This is a genomic window from Nocardiopsis sp. NPDC007018 (assembly GCF_040635075.1).
In the GTDB taxonomy this organism is placed as follows: domain Bacteria; phylum Actinomycetota; class Actinomycetes; order Streptosporangiales; family Streptosporangiaceae; genus Nocardiopsis.
The window spans coordinates 1-19,032 of sequence record NZ_JBEYHA010000021.1 but is presented as its reverse complement, the minus strand read 5'-3'; the positions used below and the strand labels follow the sequence as shown (position 1 = coordinate 19,032).

The window sequence follows — 19,032 nt, the reverse complement described above, 5'->3', positions numbered from 1 at the left end:
GCGCCCGGGAAAGGCCCCCGGGAGACGGCGCGGCGCCCGCACGGAGGCCGTGCGGGCGCCGGGCGCGCGGGTGGTCGGGACGGGCTCAGAGCATCTTGGCGAGGAACCGCCCGGTGTAGGACTCCGCGACCGCGGCGACCTCCTCCGGGGTGCCCTCGGCCACGAGCGTGCCACCGCCGGAACCGCCCTCGGGTCCCATGTCGATGACGTGGTCGGCCGTCTTGATCACGTCGAGGTTGTGCTCGATGACGATCACCGTGTTACCGGTGTCGGTCAGCCGGTTGAGGACCCCCAGCAGCTTGCGGATGTCCTCGAAGTGCAGGCCCGTGGTGGGCTCGTCGAGCACGTACACCGTCCGACCGGTGGACCGGCGCTGGAGCTCGGCGGCGAGCTTCACGCGCTGGGCCTCGCCGCCGGAGAGCGTCGTGGCGGGCTGGCCCAGGCGCACGTAGCCCAGACCGACGTCGGCCAGCGTCTGGAGGTGGCGGCGGATCGCGTTGACCGGCTCGAAGAACTCCAGGGCCTCCGAGATCGGCATGTCCAGTACCTCGGCGATGTTCTTGCCCTTGTACTTCACCTGGAGGGTCTCCCGGTTGTACCGGGCTCCGTGGCAGACCTCGCAGGGAACGTACACGTCAGGCAGGAACTGCATCTCGATCCGGAGCGTGCCGTCACCGGAGCAGGCCTCGCAGCGGCCGCCCTTGACGTTGAACGAGAACCGGCCCGGCTGGTAGCCGCGCGTCTTGGCGTCGGTGGTCTGCGCGAACAGCTTGCGTACGTGGTCGAAGACGCCGGAGTAGGTGGCCGGGTTGGAGCGCGGCGTGCGGCCGATCGGGCTCTGGTCGACGTGCACCACCTTGTCGACCTTGTTCATTCCGTTCACCCGCAGGTGACGGCCGGGCACGTCGCGCGCCCCGTTGAGCTCCTTGGCCAGGGCCTTGTACAGGATCTCGTTGACCAGCGTGGACTTGCCGGAGCCGGACACGCCGGTGACCGCGGTGAACACGCCCAGCGGGAAGGACACGTCGATCCCGTGCAGGTTGTTCTCCCGGGCGCCCCGGACCACCAGCTCGTGCCCCCTGGTCAGCGGACGCCGCTCGGCGGGCAGCTCGATCGCGCGCCGCCCGGCCAGGTAGTCGCCGGTCAACGAGTCGGCCGAGGTGAGCAGTTCGTCCACGATGCCCGAGACCACGACGTGACCGCCGTGCTCGCCCGCGCCGGGACCGATGTCCACGACCCAGTCGGCGGCGCGGATGGTGTCCTCGTCGTGCTCGACCACGATGAGGGTGTTGCCGATGTCGCGCAGCCGCTGGAGGGTCTCCAACAGCCGGGCGTTGTCGCGCTGGTGCAGGCCGATGGAGGGCTCGTCCAGGACGTAGAGCACGCCCACCAGGCCGGAGCCGATCTGGGTAGCCAGCCGGATGCGCTGGGCCTCGCCGCCGGAGAGCGATCCGGAGGAGCGGGCCAGGCTCAGGTAGTCCAGACCCACGTCGAGCAGGAACCCGAGCCGGGCGTTGATCTCCTTGAGCACCTGCGCGGCGATCACCATGTCGCGGTCGGAGAGCCGCAGCCCGGCCAGGAAGGCGGCGCTCTCGCCGAGTGCCATCGAGGCCACCTCGGCGATGGACTTGCCGCCCACCGTCACCGCGAGGACGACCGGCTTGAGCCGGGTGCCGTCACACGTGGGGCAGGGCACCGAGCGCATGTAGCCCTCGAGGCGCTCGCGGGTGTGGTCGCTCTCCACCTCGGAGTGGCGGCGCTTCACCCAGGGCACCACGCCCTCGAACTCGGTGTAGTAGGAGCGGCTGCGCCCGTACCGGTTGCGGTAGCTGACGTGGACCTGGGTGTCGTGGCCCTCCAGGATCGCCTTGCGGGCCCGGCGCGGCAGACGTTCCCAGGAGGTGTCGGTGTCGAAGCCCACCGCCTCGCCCAGCGCCTTGAGGATGCGTTCCCAGTAGCCGCCGTTGGGCCCGCCCGACCACGGGGCGATGGCGCCCTCGGCCAGGGTCTTCTCCGGGTCGGGGACCAGCAGGTCCGCGTCGACCTCCATCCGGGTGCCCAGGCCGGAGCAGTCCGGGCAGGCGCCGTAGGGCGCGTTGAAGGAGAAGGAGCGCGGTTCGAGCTGCTCGAAGGAGAGGTCGTCGTAGGGGCAGTAGAGGTGCTCGGAGAAGACCTTCTCGCGCTCGGGGTCGTCGGACTCCAGGTCCACGAAGTCCAGGACGATGGTGCCCCCGGCCAGCTTGAGCGCGGTCTCGACCGAGTCGGTGAGCCGCCCGTTCGCGCCGGGCTTGACGGCGAGACGGTCCACGACCACGGCGATGTCGTGCTTGTCGTAGCGGCCCAGCTTGGGGGCCTCGTCCAACCGGACCGCCTGGCCGTCGACGACGGCGCGCGTGTAGCCCTTGGACTGCAGGTCCTTGAAGAGTTCGACGTACTCGCCCTTGCGGCCGCGCACGACCGGGGCCAGCACCTGGAAGCGCGTGCCCTCGGTCATCTCCATGACCCGGTCGACGATCTGCTGCGGCGTCTGCCGGGCGATCTCGCGGTGGCACTCCGGACAGTGCGGAACGCCCACGCGGGCCCAGAGCAGGCGCAGGTAGTCGTAGACCTCGGTGATGGTGCCGACGGTGGAGCGCGGGTTGCGGCTGGTCGACTTCTGGTCGATGGAGACCGCCGGGGACAGGCCCTCGATGAAGTCGACGTCGGGCTTGTCCATCTGCCCCAGGAACTGCCGCGCGTACGCCGAGAGGGACTCGACGTAGCGGCGCTGGCCCTCGGCGAAGATCGTGTCGAAGGCGAGTGAGGACTTGCCCGAACCGGACAGGCCGGTGAACACGATCATCGCGTCCCGGGGCAGGTCCAGCGACACGTCCTTGAGGTTGTGCTCCCGTGCTCCACGGACCACGAGTTGTTCGACCATCGAGTGAGACATCCTTCGGCTCTGACGCACAGGACGCTGACCACGTCACATGACGTCGGTGGACCCGTGTATGGCTTCGCGTTGAGGCGGTCGCGGGCCCCTCGGGGGCCGCCGCTGACCCGGAACCGGGCCGCTCAGGGGATGTCGGGGAGCGCGTGTCCCCCCGTCTCCGTCAACACTAACGATCACCCGGGGCGGTTTCTTCCGGCACGCGAAAATGGCGGTGCCCCGACGCGTGAGCGCCGGGACACCACCACTATAGGCGAACAACCGTTCGAATCGGAGGGGTTTCCCGGGTCGGTGCCCTCGGGGCGCCACAACGTCCGGGAACGGGGTGGTTCGGGATCAGGGGCGGTCGACCTTGGTGTCCCGGTCCCCGTCCACGGCCTCGGCCGCCTGCCTGCGCTGGTCCACACCGGACTTGACCAGGCTGCCGATGATGGTGACGGTCATGATGCCCAGGATGACGGTGAGCGAGGTGCCGATACCGATGTCGATCACGTGCACGCCGTTCTCGTGCAGCGCGTGCAGGATCATCTTCACGCCGATGAACACCATGATCGCCGACAGACCCCAGCTGATGTAGGCGAGGCGGTCCATCAGACCGGCCAGCAGGAAGTACAGCTGGCGCAGACCCATCAGGGCGAAGGCGTTGGCGGTGAAGACGATGTAGGCGTCCTGCGTCAGGCCGAAGATGGCCGGGATGGAGTCGACGGCGAAGACGAGGTCGATGACGCCGATGGCGACGATCACCAGCAGCATCGGGGTCACGTGGCGGCGGCCGTCGAGCTTCACGGTCAGCTTGGCGCCGTGGTAGTCCTTGGTCACCGGCCAGAACCGCTTGACCAGCCGCACGACCGGGGTCTGGGTGAAGTCCTTGTCCTCGTCGTCACCCTTGACGTGGTCGCGGACGATCTTGTAGCCGGTGTAGATGAGGAAGACGCCGAAGAGGTAGAAGACCTCGCTCCAGGCGTTGATGACCTGCGCGCCCAGCACGATGAAGATGCCGCGCATGACGATCGCGATGACGATGCCGACGAGCAGGACCTCGTGCTGGTACTTCTTCGGAACCGCGAACGCGGTCATCAGAAGGTAGAACACGAAGAGGTTGTCGATGCTCAGGCTCTTCTCGGTGACGAACCCGGCGAAGTACTCGGCGCCCGAGGTGGGGCTGCCGAAGTACATGACCCCGAGGCCGAACACGATGGCGATGCCGATGTAGAAGACGGCCCACCAGGACGCCTGCTTGATCCCGAACTCCTTGGGACCCTTGGTCTTGCTCCACGGGTGGTCGACGATCACCAGGTCCAGGGCCAGGATCAGGACCATGGCCGCGATGGTGGCGGCCCACACCCACAGGGGAACGTTCACAGAAGGATTCTCCTCCGGTTGGTGCGCGCGAGCGTTTTGCACGCACGGCGAATAACCGGAGGTCTCTCCCGCTCACGCCCGGAGGACGCGAACCGACGGAACCGGGAGCACGCCGTTGTACTCCGTGATGACGGCACCGCCGCGACAGGGATACTCCCCTCACGTGGTGAAGCAGGCGCGTAGAGCGCACCGTCCAAGCGTACGCCATCCGAGCCGGTCCCCAGCATGCCATCGAAGATCTCTCCGGGGAAGTCACCCGCACGGGGTGTTCGCCGTTGCGCGCGGACACCCCGCCCGCACCCGGGGGCCACTCCCGCCGTCGGCCCTCACCACCGCGCGACCGACTTGTACACCGAACAAGCGGCCTCGACCGCGTCCTCCTCCGAGGGCAGCCGCCGGGCCGCCTCCCTGGAGCGGGCCCGCAGGTCGGCGGCGAGGTCCGGATCGTCCAGCACCCGACCGACCGCGGCGGCGAACGCCGCCGGATCGCCGGGCGGCACCATGAGCACCGTCCCCGAGTAGAGGTCGGGGATGCCTCCCACCCGGGTGGAGACCACCGGGAGACCCGCGCGCAGGGCCTCCATGATGACCAGGGAGGGACCCTCCCACTGGCTGGTGAGGCAGAAGACGTCCGCCGCCGCCAGAAGGTCCGCGACGTCGTCGCGGTGCCCCAGCATGCGTACGTCCACACGCATCCCGGCGGCTGTGTCGTGCAGCTCCCCCCACAGCGGGCCGTCCCCGGCGATCGCCACCACCGGTTCGGGCACCCGGTCCGCGATCGCCGGGGCGGCCGACAGCAGGGTGTCCAGGCCCTTCTGCTCGGCGAGCCGGGCCACCGTCAGCAACAGCGGACGGCCGGGTTCCACCGCGAGGTCGGCGCGGGTCTCCTTCCTCCCCCTCGCCGGTCTTCCCGTCTTGGGCGCGGCCACCACCGCCATCCGCGCGTCCTTCGCCCCCGCCGCCGTGAGCCTGCGCACGAGGTCGCCGGAGACGCCCAGGACCACCTCGGCGCGGCGGGCCACGATGCGTTCCAGGACCGGGTAGACCGCCCCCATGACCCCCTCGACCACCGGCGGGGCGTTGTGCGCGGTGACCACCAGCGGCCGCGCCCCCGCCAGCGCGCACAGCGCTCCGGCCCGCAGCCCGTGCGCGTGCACCACGTCCGCGCCCCGCAGCAGCGAGCGCAGCCGCAGCACCGCGCCGGGGTCCCCGGCGGAGGGGGCCGGTCCGATCCCCACCGGCGAGAAGCGCATGCCCAGCGCCGAGAACCCGAAGTCCCGGTCTGCCGAGGGCGGTCCGACCACCGCGACCCGGAACCCGCGGGCGACCAGCCCCTCCCCCAGCGAGCGCACGTGGCGGCCCACGCCGCCGCTGACCGTCCCCACGACCAACGCGATCCTGCCGTTCACCGCGTTCCCCTCCCTCGTTCGCGAACGTTCCGAGCACGGTCCGCCACCGTGCGCAGCGCGGAACGGTCCACCAGGACCGCGACCGCGCCGAAGACCACCATCGCCGCGCCCCCCGCCGTGACGGCCACCAGCACCGTCACGCCGACCCCTTCGCCCAGGGCCCGCTCCAGGGACGCCGACACCCACCTGCCGCACGCCCCGCCGAGGGCTCCGGCGACCAGGGCCGCGACCAGCGAGCGGCCCAGACCGGCCAGGGCTCCCCCGCCGTGGGCCCGCGCCACGCCCGCGCACAGCAGAGCGGCGGCGAGGCTGAGTCCGGCGGTGCTCGCCGCTCCCAGCCCGGCGATCGCCCACCCGGGCGACAGGGCCCACACCAGCCCCACGGCACACGCCATCACCACGATCCAGCCCGTCACCTGCGCGGCGGCGGCGGGACGCCCGTGGTGGGAGGCGTACAGCGCCCGGCTGTACAGCGCCACCAGGCCGAAGCCCACCACACCAGGGGCGTAGGCGAGCAGCGCGCGTTCGAGCGGAGCCGGCTCCACCTGGGCCAGGACCGCCGCCAGCGGCCCCGCCGCGGCGGCCAGGGCCGTGCCCACTCCGGCGGTGATCACCACGCACGCCCGCGCGCTCGCCGACAGCAGCCGCGCGAACCCGGCCCGGTCCCCCTCGGCCACGTGAACCGCCAGCGCGGTGAACGCGCTGGTGGCGATGGGCACGGCGATCACCCCGTAGGGCAGGGTGAACAGCGCCCACGCGTAGCTGTAGAGCACGGAGGCCCCCGCGCCGCCGCCCCAGTTGGCCAGGGCCACCGAGAGCAGCAGGCTCACCTGCATGGCCACCAGCGGCAGCAGGGACGCCAACGCCAGTGAGCGCACCCGGGCGCCCACCCCCGGCGGGAAGGTCAGCCGGGGCCGCAGCCGGAGCCGCAGGCTCCAGGCCGGCCCCAGCACGGTGAGGAAGAGCGCGACCACCCCGGCGGTCGTACCGAGGGACAGCACGAGTTCGGCGGGGAGGGTCAGGGCGCCCAGGTCCTGGCGCTGGTCGGCTCCCAGGGGGACGAAGGCCAGGTACGCGGCGATGACCACCAGGCTGGACACCAGGGGCGCCAGCGCCGGGCCCAGGAAGCGCCGGTGCGACTGGAGCACCCCGTAGAGCACCGCCGCGAGCCCGTAGAAGACGACCTGCGGCGCGAAGACCACCAGCATGCGCGCGGCGAGGGAGACCAGGGCGGCACGGTCGCAGCCGGTCCCCGCCCCCAGGAGCAGGGTCATCGCCGGGACCGACGCCAGCGCCAGCAGGGCCGCCAGCGGCAACGAGAGCAGCAACACCCAGGTGACCAGGGCCGAGGCGGTGTGCCGGACCCGCTCGTGGTCCCCGTGCTGGACCGAGGCGGCCAGGACCGGGACCACCATGGCGGTCAGGGCTCCGCCGATGACGATCTCGAAGAGCACCGCCGGGAGCTGGTTGGCGGTGACGTAGGCGGTGCCCAGGCAGGTGTCGCCCACGGTCTGGGAGAAGACGACGGTGCGGCCGAACCCGGCCAGACGGGCGCCCACGGTGACCACCGCGATGAGCGCCGCCGCCGTGGCGACCCCGCGTGTCACCCCGGTGCCGGTGAAGCGGTGGAGCGCCGTGCGCCCGGAACGCGACCGGAACCGTCGTCGTGCGCCACTCGCGTTCGCGTCGCCTCCGGTTCCCCGGACGGGCGGGGGCCGCGGGGGCGGGCGGCCAAGGCCCGGGAGGAGACGGGTCGGCCGGTGTCGGAGCGCCCCCAGCGGTCCAGGCCGCGCAGTACGGGCACGCGCTCGATCACGCGGGAGAAGCTGACGCGCTCACTGGCCAGGGTCAGGCCGACCACCCCCGCGAGCAGGCCCAGACGGACCGGGCGGGGGGCGCGGGCGGCGGCGGCCGTCCCGAGAGCGGCGCCCAGGGCGTTGGCGCCGGAGTCGCCGAGCATCGAGCGCTCGGCCAGGTCGTCGGGGAGCAGTGCCGCGCAGGCCCCCAGGACCGGTCCCACCAGCGGAGCGGCCGGGGAGGCCAGTGCGGGCGCCGAGGCCAGCAGGGCGAACTTCACCGCGCGCCCGGGCCGCAGGTCGAAGAGGTTGACGAGGTTGGCGCTGGCCGCGATGAGCGCCCCATCGAGCAGGGTGTCGAGCGGTCCCCGCCGCAGCAGCGACGCGGCGGCCAGCCCGGTCGCACCGATCCCCGCCATCTTGACGGCGCCCGTGGTGACCTCGCCCCGGGTGAGCGCGCCCAGGTGGCCGCGCAGCCCCTTCGCCCGGACGTCCCCCGCCAGGTCGTCGTAGGCCCCGAAGGCGGCCGAGGCCGCGGCCGCCAGGGAGGTGGCGGCACGGACACGGGGGCTCAGACCCGGTGTGAGCACGCAGGCCGCGCAGACGCCGGAGGCGAGGGCGGGGCCCTCCTGGAGGCTGACGGTACGACCCCGGAAGTTGACGCGCCGCCAGGCGGACGAACGGTCGGTGGTCCGGTCCAGCAGCCGGTACGCGGACCGGGCCGCCAGGGCGCCGAGCACGGCCCCGGTCAGGCCCCGGGTCATCTGGGCGGCCGGCGAGGCCGGGCGCGGGCCCGCCTTCGCGTCGCTGCGCGCGGGCCTCACTCCCCGCTCCTGGGCGCCCGGCGGCGGGCCTCGTCCTCGACCCGGGTCTCGGTACCCGTCTCGGCGTCGGCCTCGGCTCCGGCCTCCGTGGAGGCGGGTCCGATCGGTCCGGGCAGCGGGTCGGGCAGGAACCCGACCACGCCGTCCCCGAGCCCGTAGGCGGCGCCGTCGCCGTTGAGGGAGTCGGCCAGGGCCAGGACGGTGATCACGTCGCCGGTGGGGCGGCCGACCACGTCGACGGTGGCGTGGGGGCGCTCCTGTGCGCGGGCCTGCGCCACCGGCCCTCCGGGACGCCCGGAGTCGGTGCCGCCCGCCAGGACCGTGGGCCCGACCTGCTGGTGCAGCGCGGCGGTGAGGCTGGTCAGGGCGGTGTTGACGCGCTCCTGGTCCTCCTCGGGGGCGTTGGCGGCCGGGGCCACCACGACCACCGTGTCGGCGGCCGCGGCCGGAGAGCCCTCCACGGCGAGCAGACCGCCCTCGGTGAAGGCGGACAGGACCGCGGCGGCGTCGTGGCCGTTGGCCTCCTCCCCGGAGTCCTCGTCCGAGGAGGCGCCGGAGTCCTCCCCGGACCCGTTCCCGTCCCCGTCCTCGCTCTGGTCCTCGTCCTCGGAGCCCCCGCCGTCCCCGTCCTGCCCCTCCGGCGCCTCCTCCGGCGCCGACGGTGCGGCCAGCGCACGGCCGAGCACGGTTCCAGCCTTGTCGTAGGGGTTGCCGGAGAGATCGCCGGGGTCGCCCGCGACCTGGAGCGCGAGCTCGTCGATGAAGGTGGCGCTGCCCCCCTCCAGGAGGGCCTCCTCGAACAACAGCGTGCCGACCACCGCGCCGCCCGCCTCCTCGACCCGCTCCCCCAGGGCCCGCACGACCTCCTCGTCGGCACCGGGCGCCGACACCATGACGACCTCCCGGTCGAGCAGACGGTCCTCCAGGACGTCGGCGGCGACCGCGTCGGTGAACTGGTCGGCCCCCGCGTTGAGCCGTTCGGAGTCGTCGCGCTCGGCGCGCAGCTCCTCGCTCTGGCCCCGTAGGTCGGCGGTCTCGGACTGGAGCGTGTTGAGCAGCGGGTCCTGGAGCATCGTGGTGCCCAGGACCAGACCCACGGTGAGCGCGAGGAACACCGCGATGATGGACACGAGGTGATAGCGGAAGTCGATCACGTGAACAGCCCCGTCATCCAGTAGACGAACGCGTCCCAGCGCGCCGCGAGAAAGGTGAGATAGACCTGCCCGGCCGGCGAGCTGTAGGCGGCGACCAGGATGGTGAGCAGGCACGCGGCCACCAGGCCCAGGAGTGCCCACGGAGAGATGCGGGAGCGGTAGAGCCGGCTCACACCTTTGGCGTCCACCAGCTTCCCGCCGACCCTCAGCCGGGTGAGGAAGGTGCTGGCCATGCCGGAGCGCCCCTTGTCGAGGAACTCCTCCAGGGTGGCGTGGGTGCCGACCGCGACGATGAGGCTGGCGCCCGAGCCGTCGGCGAGCATCATCGCGACGTCCTCACTGGTGCCGGTCGCGGGGAAGACCACCGCCTCGTGGCCCAGGTCGGTCAGGCGTTGCAGCCCGGGGGCGCGGCCGTCGCGGTAGGCGTGCACCACGAGTTCGGCGCCGCTGCACAACGCCTGGTCGGAGACGGAGTCGAAGTCCCCGACGATGATGTCGGGCCGGTACCCGGCCTCCATGACGGCGTCGGCCCCGCCGTCCACACCGATGATCACCGGCCGGAACTCGCGGATGTAGGGCCGCAGGGCGACGATGTCCTCGCGGTAGTGGTACCCGCGCACCACGATCAGGACGTGTCGGCCCTCCATGGAGGTGCCGATCACGGGGATGCCGATCCCGTCCAGCAGCAGGTCGCGTTCGCGCTGGAGGTAGGCCATGGTGTTGGCCGCGAACGCCTCCAGCTGGGTGGCGAGCCCGGCGCGGGCCAGGGCCATGGCGGAGGCCACGCTCTCCTTGTCCTGGCGTGTGCCCCGCGCGACGACCTCGTCGCCCCGGTAGAGGGTGGCCCCCTCCAGGCGGAGCCGCTCGCCGTCGCGCACGCGCGTGAGGATCTCGGGGTCGACGTCGTCCACCAGGGGGATACCGGCGGCCACGATCATCTCGGGCCCCTGGTTGGGGTAGCGTCCGCTGATACTGCGGGCGACGTTGAGCACGGCCGAGACGCCGCAGCCCACCAGGGCCTCGGCGCTGACCCGGTCCAGGTCGACGTGGTCGATCACCGCGATGTCGCCCGGGCGCAGCCGTTTGGTCAGGTTCTTGGTGCGGCGGTCCGAGCGGACGGGCGCGACCAGCCCGAAGGGGGCTTCCGCCCGGGAACGGCGGAATCGCATTGTGGCTCTGAGCGCATCCGATACCTTCATCGGTGGCATACTGTCAGAACTCGATAACGCTGAGTAACAACAGGCGGACGGACGGCGTTTTCAGGGCAAAACAGCCCATGCCGTCACACCAGTGGTGCCCGCACCCCCCGGCGCGGACACCACGGAAGCCGGACCCCGCCCACCCGGGTCATCCGGCCGGGTAGGCCCGGTCCGGATCGGCGTTGACCATCAGCTCCTCCGCGTGGGCGCGCCCCAGCTCGGAGTCCTCCAGACCCGCCAACATGCGCGAGAGCTCACGCACCCGACCGTCCCGGTCCAACCGCACCACACCGCTCTCGGTCACCAAACCCTCGGTGGACTTCTCCACCACCAGGTGCGCGTCGGCGAACGCCGCCACCTGCGGCAGGTGCGTGACCACGATCACCTGCGCCAACCGAGCCAGCCGGGCCAGGCGCCGACCGATCTCCACCGCGGCCTTGCCCCCGACCCCGGCGTCCACCTCGTCGAACACGAACGTGGGCACCGGGTCCGCCCCGGCGAACACCACCTCGATCGCCAGCATCACCCGCGACAGCTCACCCCCGGAGGCCCCCTTGTGCAGGGCCAACGGCGGGGAACTCGGGTGCGGGGCCAACAGGAGCTCGACCTCGTCGCGCCCGTGCGCCCCGAACTCCTCCCCCGTGGTGATGCGCACGCTCACCCGGGCGTGCGGCATCGCCAACGCCTTGAGCTCCTCGGTGACCGCCGCGCCGAACCGCTCGGCCGCCCCGGAGCGCACGGCGGTCAGCTCGGCCGCCGCCTCGTCCATGCTCGCGTACAGCTCCTCGGCCTCCGCGCGCAACCCGTCGATCCGCTCGTCGTCGCCGTCCAGCTCCCCCAGGCGCTTGGCCGCCGACTCCGCCCAGGCGAGTACCTGGTCCGTGGTCTCCCCGTACTTACGGGAGAGCTGCGTCAACAGGGCCCGCCGCTCCTGGACCACGGCCAGCCGGGCCGGGTCGGCGTCCACCGACTCCGCGTAGGAGGCCAGCTCCGTGGCCGCGTCCGTGAGGATGTAGGACGCCTCGTCAAGACGGTCACCGATGGCGGCCAGCTCCGCGTCGTGCTCACGAACCGCCCCCACCGCCTGGCGGGCCGCCGACAACAGCCCCACCACGTCGGCCTGGACGTCGGCGGCGGCCGGATCGCCCGTGAGCGCCTCGTGCGCGGTGGTCGAGGCCACCCGCAGACCGTCGGCGTGCGCCAAGCGGGTCTCCTCCGCCAACAGCTCGGCGTCCTCACCCGGCTGGGGCTCGGCCGCGGAGATCTCCTCCACCCCGAACCGCAGCATGTCGGCCTCCTGGGCGCGCTCACGCGCCCGCTCCACCAACTCGTCCAACTCGGCGGAGACCTCACGGTGGCGCCGGTAGGCCGCCGTGTAACGCTTCATCGCCCGCGCCAGGTCGTCCCCGGCGAACCGGTCCAACGACGAGCGCTGACGGTCCGCGCGCAGCAGGCGCTGCTGGTCGGACTGCCCGTGCACGGCCACCAGGTCGTCGGCCAGGTAGGCCAGCAGGCTCACCGGCGCCGAACGGCCGCCCATGGTCGCCCGCGACCTGCCCTCCGCCGACACCGCGCGGGTGAGGATCAGGACGTCGTCGTCGATGTCGCCCCCCGCCTCCAGGACCCGATCGGCCACCCGGCCGCCCCGGGGCACCGTCAAACGGCCCTCGACCACGGCGCGATCGGCCCCCGGGCGCACCCGCTGGGGGTCGGCGCGTCCACCGAAGAGCAGTCCCAGCCCGGTGACGACCATGGTCTTGCCCGCGCCGGTCTCACCGGTGACGACCGTCAGACCCGGTGACAGTTCCAACACGGCGTCGTCGATGACACCGAGGCCTTGGATTCGGACTTCTTCGAGCACCGATCCCTCTCCTGATAGTTGACGCCCTTGCATGCGACGGCGCTGGATCAGCGGCCGTGCGCGGCCCGTCCCCGCCATCCCGTGACCGGGAGGCCGAACTTGGCCACCAGCCGGTCGGTGAACGGCGCACGGTGCAACCGTGCCAGCCGGACCGGCGTATCGGCACGGGTGATCTCGATTCGTGCTCCCACGGGCAATTCGACCATACGCCGTCCGTCGCACCACAGCACGCCCGGCGTGGTGTCCGGCAGCACCTCCAGCGCCACCGTCGCCTCCGGCCCGACCACCAGCGGCCGGGCGAACAGGGCGTGCGCGCTGATCGGCACGACCAGCAGCGCGTCGACGTCCGGCCACACCACCGGCCCCCCGGCGGAGAAGGCGTGAGCCGTCGAACCCGTGGGGGTCGCGCACACCACGCCGTCACAGCCCCAGCTCGACAGGGGCCGCCCGTCCACCTCCAGGACCATCTCCAGCATGCGCCGCGAGTCGGCCTTCTCCAGGGTCGCCTCGTTCAGCGCCCACGAACGCACCGGCGGAGCGCCGTCGCCCCGACCGCCGTTGAACACGGCCACGTCGAGCGTCATCCGCTCCTCGACCACGTAGTCGCGGTTCACGACACTGCTCACCGTGGCGCCCAGGTCCTCGCGCTCGGCCTCCGCCAGGAAACCGACGTGGCCCAGGTTCACACCCAGCAGCGGCGCACCGGCCGGCCGGGCCAGCTCGGCGGCGCGCAGCAGGGTTCCGTCCCCGCCGAGCACCATGACCAGCTCGACGCCCTCGGCGGCCCCCGCCACACCGACCGGCTCCACCGGGGACAGCGGACAACCCGCCTCGGCCAGCTCCTCGACCTCGCTCTTGAGCATCCGGACGGTCAACCCCGCCGCGCTCAGGCGCGCGTGCACCAACTGGGCGCTGCGCACGGCCGCGGGCCGACCGGTGTGGGCCAGCAGGAGAACGCTGCGTCCGCTGGTCATCGCCGTCCCCTTACGTTCGCTCCCCGTGGGAAGCCTGGTACAGGCCGAGTGCTCGACCGCACCCGGCCGGGTCACGCTACCGGACTCCTGCGACAGGAGGCCACGCCCCTCAGGACGGCCCCTCCTCGATCGCCCGCTCCACCGCGGAGGGGTCCAGAGGCGGTGCCCCGGCCCGCATCCAGAGGAAGTACTCGACGTTGCCCGAAGGCCCCGGAAGGGGGCTCGCGGTCACACCGACCACGCCCAAACCCAGCGTGAGGGCGTGCGCGGCCACGTCGGAGACGGCCTCGGCACGCAGCGCGGGTTCGCGGACCACACCCCCCGCGCCCACACGCTCCTTGCCCACCTCGAACTGGGGTTTGACCATCATCGAGAAGTCGGCGTCAGGGGCCGCCGACGCGCGCAGGGCACCCAGCACCAGCTTGAGGGAGATGAAGGAGAGGTCGCCGACCACCAGGTCGGGACGGGGCTCGCCGAGCGCCTCCGGGGTCAGCTCACGGACGTTGACCCGCTCCATCACCCGCACGCGGTCGTCGCTGCGCAGCGACCAGGCCAACTGGCCGTAACCGACGTCGACCGCCGTGACGTGCGCCACCCCGCGCCGCAACAGGACGTCGGTGAAACCCCCGGTGGAGGCCCCCGCGTCCAGGGCGCGCCTCCCCTTGACGTCCAGGTCGAAGGCGTCCAGCGCCCCGACGAGCTTGTGCGCGCCCCGCGAGACGTACGCCGGTTCTTCGGAACGCGTACGCACCACCACGGGCTGGTCGGTGCCGATCTGGGTCGCGGCCTTGGTCGCGACCATCCCGGCGACCAGGACGACGCCGTCCTCGATCAGCTCGGCCGCGTGACCCCGGGAGCGTGCGTGGCCTCGGCGGACCAGTTCCGCGTCGAGCCGACTACGTTTTGCCATGGTCACCTAGGGTACCGGCCGTCACGCGCACTATCGGGTACCCCGGGTGTTGTGCCCCAGCGCGCCCAGGACGCCCGACAGCTCCCGTTGGAGCGTGTCGAAGACCTCCACGTGCTCGTGGGTAGGCAGTTCGTCCAACGCCGCCAACCGCTCCTGCGTCGCTCCGAGGGTCTGCTCGGCCAACGCCTCGGCCTGCTCACTCGCGTCCATCGCTCCCCGTCCCTTCACCCGGGCACCGCTCCGCGGGCGCCGACGCACCGGCGCCCGCAACGGACCCTACTTCTTGGCGCCCTTGCCCTTGGTGGTGCGCTTGGCGGTCGAACGCGGCCGGGTGGCCCGGGCGGGAGCCTTGGCCTTGGCTCGCCCCGCACCACTCCCGGCCGGGGTGTCGGCCCGCGCTCCCTCAGCCGGGTCGGCGTCCCCGGCGCCCCCGGCGGCGCCGTCCGCCACCGGCGCGGTCTCCTCGGATGAGGGGTCGCCCTTGGCGGACGCCGGGTCCTCCCGACCGGTCTCGGAGGTCTCACCCTCCACCGGGGCGGCGGCCCGCTCCGGCTCCACGACCGGCGCCGCCCCGTCCGCGACGTCGGCCACCTCGGCGGCCCGGGTCTCGGCTTCGGGAGCGCGCACCCTCCCGGAGGGGGCCTTCCCACCGTCGGGCAGCTCCGAGGAGGCGCCGCCCCTCGGCTCCAGCACCCGCTCCACCGCGTGCCGGGCGGCCATCCGGCGCTCCAGCTCCGCCACCCGGCGCACCACGCGTTCGTGCTCGGCGCGCGGCACCATGTCCATCTGCTCCAGCGCGCCCCGGACCTCGGCGCGCACCAGCTCGGCCACGGCCGCGCGGTTGGCCTGGCTGGTCTCGATCAGCTCACTCGCCAGGGCCTGGATGCTCTGCCCCACCCTCGGCGGCGCCTCACCGTCGGGGACCGAGGGAGCGGGCGTCGCCCCGTTGGCGCGCAACAGCGTCTTGGCGGCCGCCACGGCCTGCTTGCGCGAGAGTTCGGTGAGGCCATTGGCGGCGTCCAGATAGGTGCGTACCGCGTCGACGACCATGATGACGTGCTCCTTGAAGGGACCGCAGGAGGGAAGGGGACGAAAGTGGGCGCGGGGAGGGAGGGGCCTCGTGCTCCGGGGGGTTCGACGTCAACGCTACCGGGACCGGCACGCGCCTGACACGCAAACAGCGGAGCCCGACCGCCCCTCCCGAAACTCCACGCGCAGGGGCTCCCGAGGCCGCCGCCCCGGGCACACCCGCCATATAGGGCATCATGAGCCCATGAGCAGCATCGACGCGTGCCTGGACGGCATCGCCCGGGCGAACGAGCGCATCCTCGCCCAGCCCTTGGAGCGCCGCCGCGCGCACATCCGCGAACGCACGGTGCGCGTGGTCGTCCCCGACCTGGAGACCGCCTTCGACATGCGTCTGACCGTGGACGGACTCAGCGACGTCACCGCCCGCGGGCTCGACGAGCGCTCCGGCACCCCGCAGGTCCGGGTGACCGTCTCCAGCGGCGACCTGGTGGCCCTGGCCGAGGACCGACTCGAACCGGCGGTGGCACTGCTCACCCGGCGCCTGAAGGTCGACGCCACCCTCAGCGACATGCTCCGCCTGCGACGCGTGCTCTGAGCCGGCCGCGGAAGGCAGCGGCCGTCACCTGCGGCGGGTACCTTGCTGGGATGCCTCGCCAACCACTCGTCCTGGCCCCCTTCCACGGCCTGCGCTACGCGGCCCCCGACGTCGACCGCTTCATCGACGGTGTCTTCGACATCGCCCGGCTGCTGGCGCCGCCCTACGACATGCCCGACGCGGACGAGGCCCGCGAACTCCAACGCTCCGACCCGCACAACGCGGCAAGGGTCACACTCCCCTTCGAACTCTCCCGGCACGCGCCGGACGACCCCGACTCCCGGCGCTACCGGGCCGCCGCCGACCTCCTGCGCAGCTGGATCACGGACGGGGTGCTCGCACGCGACGAGGAACCGGCGCTGTACGTGTACGAACAGGTCACCCCCCAGGGCCGGGTGCAGCGCGGCCTCGTGGGCGCCCTCGGGCTCCCCGACGAGGGGACCTCCACCCCGGCCGTGCGCCCGCACGAGGACGTGGCCGAACCCCCGGTACGGGACCGGTTCCGCCTCATGGAGGTGGCCCGCGCCAACCTCGAACCCATCTTCCTGGTGTACCGGGGCGGAGGCGGGGCGGCCTCCGCCACCACCGAGGAGGTCACCACCCAGGCGCCCCTGGTGTCCACACGGACGCGGGACGGCTCCGAACACCGGCTGTGGGCCGTCACCGACCCCGCCACCCTGCGCCGTGTGGCCGACGACCTGGCCGGACGCTCCGCCCTGATCGCCGACGGCCACCACCGCTACGCCGCCTACCGTCAGCTGCGCCGGGAGATCGGCGGCCCGGGCTGGGACCACGGGTTGGCCCTGCTCGTGGACAGCGACACCCACCCGCCGCAGCTCGGCGCCATCCACCGGGTGCTACCCGGCCTGGACACGGCCGAGGCCCTCGCCGCCGCCGCGACGGTCGCCACGGTCGAACACGTCGCGGGGGCCGACCCGGCCCTGCTGGCCGACGTCGCCGCCCCCGCCCTGCTGGTGGTCTCCGGTGAGGGCGACACCCACCTGCTCAGCGGGTTCAGCGAGGCCGCGCTCCGCCGAGCCATGCCCGACCGTTCACCCGAGTGGCGCCACCTGGCCACCGCGGCCCTGCACGAGGTGTTGATGCCGCTGTGGCTCTACCCCGAGGAGAGGGTGCGGATGGTGCACGACGACCCCGCCGAGGCGGCGGCCGCCGCGCGCGACGAGAAGGGCACCGCGGTGATCGTGCCGCCGATGCGGGTGGAACAGGTGTACGCGGTCGCCGACCGCGGGGAGCTGACCCCCCGCAAGTCGACGTCCTTCGGCCCCAAACCCCGCACCGGCCTGGTCATGCGCGTCCTGGACAACGCCCGAGGGTGCGCGGGCTAGGCGGCCGCGCACGCCTCCCGCACCAACCACTCGGACACACCGAGGTCGCGGAGCTGCGACTGGCACGCACCGGTCCCGCCCCCGATCCCCCCTCCGAGCCGACAGGCCTGTTTGTGGTCCTCCGTGACCCTGTCCAGATAGGACCTGAGCACGTCCACACAGTCCTGCGGATCGGCCGCCGCGGGCTGCGCGGAAGCCATGCTCACGCCGAGCCCGACAACGACCGCGCCGACGACTGACACCAACCGGGAGCGAAGTGACAAGGTGAACCCCTGATTCCTGGAAGTGGTTTGACCCCCTCCACGTTGCTCTCCCGGCTGCGGGACCTCAACCGTTCCGCCGACTCAGGCCATGACCGATACAGGCCACCCCCACCCCCGTGCGCGGGGTTCACCACTTCCCGTGAGCGGACCGACCAACGGGACTGTGATTCAGGTTGGTGATGTTCACGCAAATGGCCCTGAAAGGGATTCTTCGAGTCACTGCGGAACTATGAATCCAGGTGAGCAGAAATAGCCCTTCAATCGCCGCATGGACAACAATGAGACCCCCTGACACACCCCGAGGAGCTTCTGAATGAAAAAGCGCCATGACGGCGATCGGGTGGCCTTCACGGCGGGCCTGGTCACGATTCGTCCTTCCTCCGAACTCGCGACTCGCTCGCGGAGTCGCCGACATTCTCCGTGTTCGTGTTGACCGAGATTTCCATGCGCACGAGCGCGTAAATCAAGCGTGAGAGGAAAGCACGTGCACGCGAGATTACTGAAGGGGCAGACATGAGTTGGTCGAAATGCTCCGAACTTCGGGACTGGGCACCAACAACACAGTGAACGGCACCATGTATGGCGTAGCCGTCTTAGGTCGTGACTTCGGTGGCCTGCGCGACCCCAACAAGGACGAGGTCCCCGCTGATTCCGTAGATCCGGCTTCGGATCATCGGGGTGGAACGCGAGAATCCACCGTTCGGTCTCCACGTGGACCCGGCGGGTCGGTGGCAAAGCGGCGGACCTCCCGGCCCACAACGCTCGGACCGCGCGACGGCGCACCCCGGAGCGGAGGGCGGTGGAGCGGGGCCCAGCGCGCGGCGCCGGAGTTTCTCGCGCCAAACCCTTACGGCCACACCCGGCCACCAAAAGCCACATACGGCCAACCCTTGGCCAGGCCCAATCCCCCCGCCCATACTTGGAACCGAAAACAACCCCCAGCGAGAAAGGTTCCCCAATGCGTCAACCTCTACGAGCCGCAGCCGTGGCGCTAAGCGCTATGCTCGCGCTCGGCTTGATGGGCGCGCCGGCGGAAGCCGCCGCATGCGAGACCACGACCACCAAGACGGTCAGCACCACCGGGGCCAAGGCAACTGGACGCACGACATCGTGCTCAAACAGCACCTCATGGACGGCGTATGGCACGCTCTTCGACACCAAAGCAGACTCACACAGCGTGCAAATCCAGATCGTCGTCAACAACAGCAAGGGCAAGCCTGACATCTACTACGTGCGGCACTCCAAGGGCGCGAACACGTCCACTCCGTGGAGCATCAGCATCCCTAAGAGCTCATCTCAAAAGCCATCGGCATGCTTGGCCAGGTGCTTGTAGCAGATGAGGATGCAGGCGATGCCGAGCATGGCCAGGAAGGTGGAGGCC

At 72.0% G+C, this 19,032-nt stretch carries 16 protein-coding genes; 3 read left to right on the top strand and 13 right to left on the bottom strand.

The window, feature by feature from the left end; genetic code table 11:
* Positions 1 to 85: 85 nt before the first annotated feature.
* The 12 genes from uvrA to ABZ635_RS14035 form a co-directional block, all read right to left on the bottom strand.
* On the bottom strand, positions 86 to 2,920 hold the full coding sequence (gene uvrA, locus ABZ635_RS14090) for an excinuclease ABC subunit UvrA (RefSeq protein WP_357764044.1): 2,835 nt from the start codon (positions 2,918 to 2,920) through the stop codon (positions 86 to 88).
* Between the two features lie 345 nt (positions 2,921 to 3,265).
* Positions 3,266 to 4,291 carry a TerC family protein gene (locus tag ABZ635_RS14085; RefSeq protein WP_357764041.1) on the bottom strand — a complete coding sequence of 342 codons (1,026 nt, stop codon included), beginning with the start codon at positions 4,289 to 4,291 and terminating at the stop codon, positions 3,266 to 3,268.
* Positions 4,292 to 4,617: 326 nt separating this feature from the next.
* Positions 4,618 to 5,700 (bottom strand): glycosyltransferase family 4 protein, encoded by a 1,083-nt coding sequence (locus ABZ635_RS14080; RefSeq protein WP_357764038.1) that lies wholly within the window; start codon positions 5,698 to 5,700, stop codon positions 4,618 to 4,620.
* Positions 5,697 to 7,307 carry a lipid II flippase MurJ gene (locus ABZ635_RS14075; protein WP_357764035.1) on the bottom strand — a complete coding sequence of 537 codons (1,611 nt, stop codon included), beginning with the start codon at positions 7,305 to 7,307 and terminating at the stop codon, positions 5,697 to 5,699. The genes ABZ635_RS14080 and ABZ635_RS14075 overlap by 4 nt, the downstream gene beginning before the upstream one ends.
* On the bottom strand, positions 7,304 to 8,260 hold the full coding sequence (locus ABZ635_RS14070; RefSeq protein WP_357764266.1) for a hypothetical protein: 957 nt from the start codon (positions 8,258 to 8,260) through the stop codon (positions 7,304 to 7,306). The genes ABZ635_RS14075 and ABZ635_RS14070 overlap by 4 nt, the downstream gene beginning before the upstream one ends.
* A 56-nt stretch (positions 8,261 to 8,316) precedes the next feature.
* Complete coding sequence (locus ABZ635_RS14065) at positions 8,317 to 9,474, bottom strand: copper transporter (RefSeq protein ID WP_357764032.1); 1,158 nt, start codon at positions 9,472 to 9,474, stop codon at positions 8,317 to 8,319.
* Positions 9,471 to 10,643 (bottom strand): putative cytokinetic ring protein SteA, encoded by a 1,173-nt coding sequence (gene steA, locus ABZ635_RS14060; protein WP_357764029.1) that lies wholly within the window; start codon positions 10,641 to 10,643, stop codon positions 9,471 to 9,473. Before steA ends, ABZ635_RS14065 begins: the two co-directional genes overlap by 4 nt.
* 178 nt (positions 10,644 to 10,821) lie before the next feature.
* Complete coding sequence (recN, locus tag ABZ635_RS14055; RefSeq protein WP_357764026.1) at positions 10,822 to 12,534, bottom strand: DNA repair protein RecN; 1,713 nt, start codon at positions 12,532 to 12,534, stop codon at positions 10,822 to 10,824.
* A 47-nt stretch (positions 12,535 to 12,581) separates the two neighbouring features.
* Complete coding sequence (locus ABZ635_RS14050) at positions 12,582 to 13,508, bottom strand: NAD kinase (protein WP_357764023.1); 927 nt, start codon at positions 13,506 to 13,508, stop codon at positions 12,582 to 12,584.
* Positions 13,509 to 13,617: 109 nt separating this feature from the next.
* Positions 13,618 to 14,418, bottom strand: coding sequence for a TlyA family RNA methyltransferase (locus tag ABZ635_RS14045; protein WP_357764021.1), 801 nt, complete (start codon positions 14,416 to 14,418; stop codon positions 13,618 to 13,620).
* Between the two features lie 30 nt (positions 14,419 to 14,448).
* The gene (locus ABZ635_RS14040; RefSeq protein WP_357764019.1) at positions 14,449 to 14,628 is read right to left on the bottom strand and encodes a hypothetical protein; all 180 of its coding nucleotides are present in this window, start codon (positions 14,626 to 14,628) and stop codon (positions 14,449 to 14,451) included.
* Between the two features lie 66 nt (positions 14,629 to 14,694).
* Positions 14,695 to 15,468 (bottom strand): membrane fusogenic activity family protein, encoded by a 774-nt coding sequence (locus ABZ635_RS14035; RefSeq protein ID WP_357764016.1) that lies wholly within the window; start codon positions 15,466 to 15,468, stop codon positions 14,695 to 14,697.
* A gap of 223 nt (positions 15,469 to 15,691) precedes the next feature.
* On the opposite strand from ABZ635_RS14035, the gene ABZ635_RS14030 reads away from it, so the two are divergent.
* On the top strand, positions 15,692 to 16,042 hold the full coding sequence (locus ABZ635_RS14030) for an SCP2 sterol-binding domain-containing protein (RefSeq protein ID WP_357764012.1): 351 nt from the start codon (positions 15,692 to 15,694) through the stop codon (positions 16,040 to 16,042).
* Between the two features lie 50 nt (positions 16,043 to 16,092).
* Positions 16,093 to 17,388: a DUF1015 domain-containing protein gene (locus tag ABZ635_RS14025; RefSeq protein ID WP_357764009.1), complete on the top strand. Its 1,296-nt coding sequence runs from the start codon at positions 16,093 to 16,095 to the stop codon at positions 17,386 to 17,388.
* Here the strand turns inward: ABZ635_RS14025 and ABZ635_RS14020 are convergent.
* A complete protein-coding gene (locus tag ABZ635_RS14020; RefSeq protein WP_357764006.1) occupies positions 17,385 to 17,588 on the bottom strand; it encodes a hypothetical protein in 204 nt (67 codons plus the stop codon). The two genes, ABZ635_RS14025 and ABZ635_RS14020, sit on opposite strands and share 4 nt — an antisense overlap.
* Positions 17,589 to 18,651: 1,063 nt before the next feature.
* Here ABZ635_RS14020 and ABZ635_RS14015 point away from each other — a divergent pair.
* Positions 18,652 to 18,984: a hypothetical protein gene (locus ABZ635_RS14015; protein WP_357764004.1), complete on the top strand. Its 333-nt coding sequence runs from the start codon at positions 18,652 to 18,654 to the stop codon at positions 18,982 to 18,984.
* Positions 18,985 to 19,032 lie beyond the last annotated feature (48 nt).